6 protein-coding genes are annotated in these 5955 nt (G+C 50.3%); 4 read left to right on the plus strand and 2 right to left on the minus strand.

Features of this window, described 5'->3' with window-relative positions; genetic code table 11:
- Positions 1 to 1486, minus strand: a 1486-nt coding sequence (locus AAX04_RS11210) for a 7-cyano-7-deazaguanine synthase (RefSeq protein WP_066798317.1), incomplete at its 3' end; no start/stop codon positions are given.
- A 94-nt stretch (positions 1487 to 1580) separates the two neighbouring features.
- On the opposite strand from AAX04_RS11210, the gene AAX04_RS11215 reads away from it, so the two are divergent.
- The 4 genes from AAX04_RS11215 to AAX04_RS11225 are packed head-to-tail and all read left to right on the plus strand — an operon-like array spanning position 1581 to position 4909.
- Positions 1581 to 2585, plus strand: coding sequence for an alanine--glyoxylate aminotransferase family protein (locus tag AAX04_RS11215; protein ID WP_238377876.1), 1005 nt, complete (start codon positions 1581 to 1583; stop codon positions 2583 to 2585).
- Positions 2575 to 2736 (plus strand): hypothetical protein, encoded by a 162-nt coding sequence (locus AAX04_RS12095; RefSeq protein WP_156519844.1) that lies wholly within the window; start codon positions 2575 to 2577, stop codon positions 2734 to 2736. The genes AAX04_RS11215 and AAX04_RS12095 overlap by 11 nt, the downstream gene beginning before the upstream one ends.
- On the plus strand, positions 2733 to 4247 hold the full coding sequence (locus tag AAX04_RS11220; RefSeq protein ID WP_066798319.1) for an APC family permease: 1515 nt from the start codon (positions 2733 to 2735) through the stop codon (positions 4245 to 4247). Before AAX04_RS12095 ends, AAX04_RS11220 begins: the two co-directional genes overlap by 4 nt.
- Positions 4248 to 4255: 8 nt before the next feature.
- Positions 4256 to 4909, plus strand: coding sequence for a 7-carboxy-7-deazaguanine synthase QueE (locus AAX04_RS11225; RefSeq protein WP_066798321.1), 654 nt, complete (start codon positions 4256 to 4258; stop codon positions 4907 to 4909).
- A gap of 36 nt (positions 4910 to 4945) precedes the next feature.
- Here the strand turns inward: AAX04_RS11225 and AAX04_RS12225 are convergent.
- Positions 4946 to 5955: hypothetical protein (locus AAX04_RS12225; protein ID WP_066798323.1), on the minus strand; the 1010-nt coding region annotated here is incomplete at its 5' end.

The raw sequence follows: 5955 nt of genomic DNA on the forward strand, positions 1-5955 counted from the left end.
CCGATTTTGGCGTTTTAGGTACCGTATATGGCTTGGTGCCCCTCCAGAACTCATCCTCGACCTCCGTGGGTAGGTCGTACTCGACGGGATCCCTGACACCGTTTATTTTGAAGGCCCATCTTCGCATGTAACAGGGGCCGCACCGACCACAGTGCTTCGGCCCCTTATCGTAGCAGCTCCAGGTTAGGTGCAGTGGTGCGCCAACCTCAAGCCCCAGCCTCACTATCTCATGCTTAACGAGGTGCCCAACGGGCATTAGTAACTCGACATGCTTGTTTGGGCCTACGGCGTAGGGCAGGACCTTGTTTAGTAATCGTATGAACTCCATCTCGTTATCGGGGTACGCACCACTCTCCTCAAGGTTTATGCCGGTGGCTATGTAATCATACCCATACGCCTCGGCTATGGCTGTTGCCAGGGCTATGAACACGAAATTCCTCGCCGGCACCCACTCATGGGCAAACTCCGCACCCTCCCTACCCTCATCAACCCTGTTTATCTCGCCATCACCAAGGAGTGGTGAGTGCCTAACCACCCTGAAGAAGTCCATGTCGACCTCGATGAGTGGTACGTTTAGGAACCTCGCTATCTCCCTAACCGCCCTATTCTCAGGTCCCTCGGCGACATGGCCGTAATTAAAGTGAAGCAACGCAACCTCATAACCCTGCTTAATTAGGTGAGCGGCGGCCGTGGTTGAGTCAAGACCACCACTGGCTATAACCAAGACCCTTCTCCTCTTATTCCCAGCTTCGATCCTCAACGAGACCTCCCTCCAACCACCACTTACGTTGACCTCAACCGCGCTGTAGGGCTCAACCCTCCTAATGACCGGTAATTCCCATACGGGCTTATTCGGATTATCGATTAGGTAGTCATCGAGGCTTGCGAAGAATAATGCGTTCAATTCTCCATACCACGCCAGGTATAGGGGCTTGAAATTCGTGGCCAACCAAAGCTTACCTGGCCTCCTTCTGTCGATTATGGCTAGGGCGTAACTACCAACAACATACCTCACCAAAACGTCCCTAAGGCCCTCGAGTGAACCGTCCCAGAGCTTCTCAAGGAGTGGTGGTAGTATTGCTGTGTCTATCCTGGATTTACGCCTCAACTCGAACCTTAACTCTAACTCCCTATCGTTGGCTATAGTCCCGTTATGTGTAACGATTATGTAATTGCCAATCATTGGTTGAATATCGTCAGGTAACTTAACCCTAACATACTCCGTGGTCGGCTCAGCCCTATCATTGAATATTGAGACCACGGTGTCGGTATCGATGATTCTCGAGACCCTTGCCAAGGCATTGCTCGGCTTACCCCTCTCTTTAAATACCGTAATTGAACCGTCACGCTTAACCGAGACGACGCCAAAGCTGTCCCTACCCCTCTCCTCACCCTTGGTTATCACCATTCTGAGCATCTCCTCGATCTTCTGCGCCCTCTCCTTACTTAACTCACCGAATATCAACACGCCACCTATTGTACACACGGTCGTGGAGTTACGTGGCAGGTTATTAAACCTGACCCCACAAACCTATTAAACGTTTAACAAAACTTAACTCCACCCTGCAGTGGGAGCCGTGATGCTTGTCACAGATAGGTTAGTGGCTACGCCGGGCCCCACGGAGATACCGCACAGGGTGTTGCTGGCCATGGCTAAACGCACAACAAACCCGGACCTGGATCCCGAGTTCTTTAGGCGTTATGATGAAGCAAGGGCAATGCTGGCTAGGATGCTCGGTACAGCCAAGGATAATGTGGTTATATGGGTTGGTGAGGCAATGAGCGGTCTAGAGGCTGCCGTAGCGAACCTAGTGAGGGCTGGTGATAAGGTTGTGGTGTTGAGCAACGGCATCTTCGGGGATGCCTTCGCGGATCTCGTAACGGCTTATGGCGGTGTACCCGTGATGCACAGGGTTGATTATAGTAAGGTGCTCGATCCCGATAGGGTTAGGGTGTTCCTCAGGGGTGAGGGTAAGGATGCTGGTTTAGTCACCATGGTTCACTGCGAAACACCAAGTGGTACCCTGAATAACCTCAGGGAGATAGCTGCGACTGTTAAGTCTGAGGGTAAGCTATTGATTGTTGATGCAGTCTCCTCGATTGGTGGTGTTGAGGTTAGTGCATCGTGGGGTGTCGACATAATTATCGGCGGTAGCCAGAAGGTGCTCAACCTATCGTCTGGGCTTACGATACTTGCCGTCAGTAATGAGGCTTGGGAGCGCATGGAGAAGACCAATTACAGGGGTTTCTACCTAAACATTAGGCTCTGGAGGGATGTCATTGAGAAGATGGAATTCCCCTACACCCACAGCGAGCCTTTGATCAATGGTCTCCTCGAATCCTTAAGGATGATTGAGGAGGAAGGGTTAGAGAACGTCTATGCGAGGCATAGGGCGGTATCTCGTGGCGTAATCAATGCAGTTGAGGCGATGGGGCTTAAGTTAGTGCCAGAATCCAGGGAGTATTCAAGCCCGACTGTGACGGCATTCTACACGCCAGGTAATATCAGTGATGCGAGGATTAGGGAGGCAGCGCTTAGGTATGGGGTTTTTCTGGCAGGTTCCTGGGGGTTCATTGAAGGGTAAGGTGCTTAGGATAGGGCATATGGGCTACACTGCGTCGTTGAGTATCATGAGCAACGCCATAATAGCCCTGGCTAAGGCATTAAACGATGTTGGATACAGGGTTAGGGTTGGTGATGCGATCGATGCATTCCTCAGCGGTGCTTTACCATGAAACTATTTACTAGGGAAAGCACGGGTTTAGTTAGGGAGGTTGGGCCGTTAAAGGCGTTGCTGACGAATATGGGGTATAACGGCTTTTTGATAATACCCTTCGTTTATCTAACTGGGCTTTACCTATACGGAGGTGGTGATTCCGCATACATTGCCCTAGCCATTTCCTGGCTCATGTTCACACCGGCCGTGGCCATGTGGTACTTAATAACTAGGCAGTACCCAAGGACGGGGGCTGATTACGTGTACTTCTCGAGACTAAACCCACCGGTAGGCTTTGCCGCCTGGTTCAACTTCACAGTTGGAGAGATGCTCTATGATGCGGTACTAATTTACTTCTCAATAACCCAATTGGGTACCATAATGCAGGCGCTAGGTAATCCACTGGCTAATATGGTGCTTAACCCAGTCTATGAGTTCGCACTGGCCGTGGCCATAATAACCGTGTTAATCCTCATAAACATACTCTCATCCAGGGCAGGACTACTCATGTTCATGATAGTGTCAACAGCCGCGTTAGTGACGTTCATAGCCTCCGCAATCTACGTAGCCATACTACCGCACAGCATTATCGTAAAGGCCCTGGGCCTAGTATACGGCAAGGCGTTGGCATACGCAGCTAGGGCAAGGCCCATTGGTGGTTTATACGGTATTTTCGGAATGGTTGCATTCACAACCGCCGTGTGGGCTTACGTGAATTTCCCGGCGACGATAGGTGGTGAGATCAGGAGGGATAGGGTCACGGCACTGCTTGGTGTTGTTGGTATGTTCGTGCTGGGTGGCTTGTTCCTCTCCATCTTCGTGGTATCGTTCATACACGCCTTCGGACTTAGGTTCTACATTGGGGCTAGCTACATGAGTGCGCACGGTATTGACGACGGCTATATAATCATTAATCCAGGGGCTGACCTAGCCCTACTTCACATGCCAATAGCTATAGCCCTGGCATACTCATCAATACTCTGGTACATCGCGCCGGTTACTGGTGTTGTCATTCAGGTGTCCAGGTACCTACTCGCCTTCTCGATGGATAGGGTGCTGCCCAACTTCCTCTCCTACGTTCATCCAAGGACTCACTCGCCCATTGCCGCCCACATACTTGATCTGGCGGTCACCATAGCCCTAATCTACATCTTGGTGCTAACGCCATTCAGCTCTGCATTCCTCTACGCAATAGACCTGGACGCCCTAATACTCCTGATATTCACCTTCATCGCATCTACAGCCCTCGCCCTGGCAATGTATGTGAGGGGTGTTACCAAGCTTCACGTGAACAAATCAATGCTAACTACATTATCAGTAACTTACTTAGCGTTCCTATCAATATTCGCTTATTACTGGGTCACACAACCGCAGTACTACCTCTCCATAACCGGAAACCCAATCCAACTACTGGGTGAATCATCGATAGTATTCATAACCGGCCTATTGATATTTGCAATCGCCAAGTACATCAGGGGGAGGCAGGGGATACCACTAAACTTGGTCTATAACGAGATACCGCCTGAGTGATCAGTTGTATGAGGGTTATTGAGATATTTAAGTCAAGGCAGGGCGAGGGACCCAACGCGGGTAAGGAGGCGGTATTCCTACGCCTAGCCCTATGCAACCTAAGGTGCGCCTGGTGCGACACCAGGTACTCCTGGTATGGAGGTATTGAGATGAGGACCGAAGACCTTTACTCAAGGCTTGAGGAACTGGGGAACTACGTTAAGCACCTAGTCGTCACGGGCGGTGAACCACTGCTCTGGATCAATGAATTATTACCGTTATTAAGGATGATTAAGAACCTTGGTTGGTACGTTGAGGTTGAGACGAACGGTACGATACCACCAAATGGACTTGCCGATTACGTAGATGAGTTCAACGTATCGCCTAAACTCTCGAACTCAAAAATGCCGATTAGGGCTAGGATTAACGAGCAAGCCATAAGGGAGTTTGTGAGGAGTGGTAAGGCCGTGTTTAAGTTCGTAATTGAGAATAAGAAAGATGAGGAGGAAGTGCTGTGGTTCATTAATAAATTTGGCATACCCAAGGATAGGATTTACCTAATGTCGCAATGTACTTCACGTGATGAATGCATACGTAAGGATGAGGAAACCACGAAACCCATGGCGTCCAGGCTTGGTATTAGGTTCACGCCGAGACTTCACATAATTCAGGGGTTTAAGTAATAGGGCGTTAATTAGGATAATGCACCGCCTTAGGTGTCACGTCCCACGTATAGAGTATATCCTATCATCACCCGGGCCGCAGTAGATTACTGCGGGCTCAGGCTCGATGCGCTCACCAGTGACTGGGTCTGTTGTGTGCGCTTCAAATAGTTCTCTGGCTGTTAATTGCTTGTACGTGATCTTACCCCCACTCATGCTAACCACGTAGCCTCTCAACTCCTTAACCGGTAGCCCTGTGAGCTCGTCAACCTCCTTCCTAAAGGACCTCAGGATAATACTCAACACACCATTGGACCTTAGGGACTCCACAAACCACCCATAGAACTCGGGCCATAGGTGTGGGTGGGCCCCATAGACGAACTCGCTTGGTCCTACCCTCGTTATATCCCACTTAATTGCCTCCAAATCACCGGCTTTTTCCAATCCCATACCCATGGCTATTATGACTCCATCATCGAGCCCCCTCCAGGTGCTTGGTCTAGCTAATTTAGGGCCTGTTATTGTTAATATGGCTGTCTCAATCACGTGTGACTCAAGCTCGGAAAGGAACTCCGACAAGCCGCCAACCTCCCTAATCCACCTCTCCCTCTCACTCCTAGCCCTCCTTATGAGCCTGGAAATCTCCCTGGACTCCCTCCTCACGACCTCCTTAAAGAGCTCTATCAACTCGTCAAGTGTGCCCTCGTACTCATCGAGGTACTTGTGCGCACCGATCTCTGCCTTGAAGATGAAGTGGTACTTGTTCTCCCATAGTTTGAATCTATCGTAATCCAATATCGCGAATGGGACATAAACCCCGAGGGACTTCACGTACCTCCTAACCTCCTCCTCTATCCTACCCACCTCCTCACTCAACCTCTTCCTCCTCCTTAACTCCCTCAACAATTCCCTCCTAAAGACATCCAACTGCTCCGGCTGTGCTTCCCTGAGGAACTTGAGGATGTCCTCAACATCAAAGGTGAACTCCCTACCTCTCCCTAGGTAAATTGATTGCTCCGGAATCACGACCTCACCCTTCCTAGCCTCCTCAACAACCTCCTCAAGTT

The sequence above is a fragment of the Caldivirga sp. MU80 genome (assembly GCF_001663375.1).
GTDB lineage: Archaea > Thermoproteota > Thermoprotei > Thermoproteales > Thermocladiaceae > Caldivirga.

Excerpts from the sequence above, each read along its gene's own strand:
- AAX04_RS11215 (WP_238377876.1), top strand. The coding sequence starts at position 1,581 with ATGCTTGTCACAGATAGGTTAGTGGCTACGCCGGGCCCCACGGAGATA.
- AAX04_RS11220 (WP_066798319.1), top strand. The coding sequence starts at position 2,733 with ATGAAACTATTTACTAGGGAAAGCACGGGTTTAGTTAGGGAGGTTGGG.
- AAX04_RS11225 (WP_066798321.1), top strand. The coding sequence starts at position 4,256 with ATGAGGGTTATTGAGATATTTAAGTCAAGGCAGGGCGAGGGACCCAAC.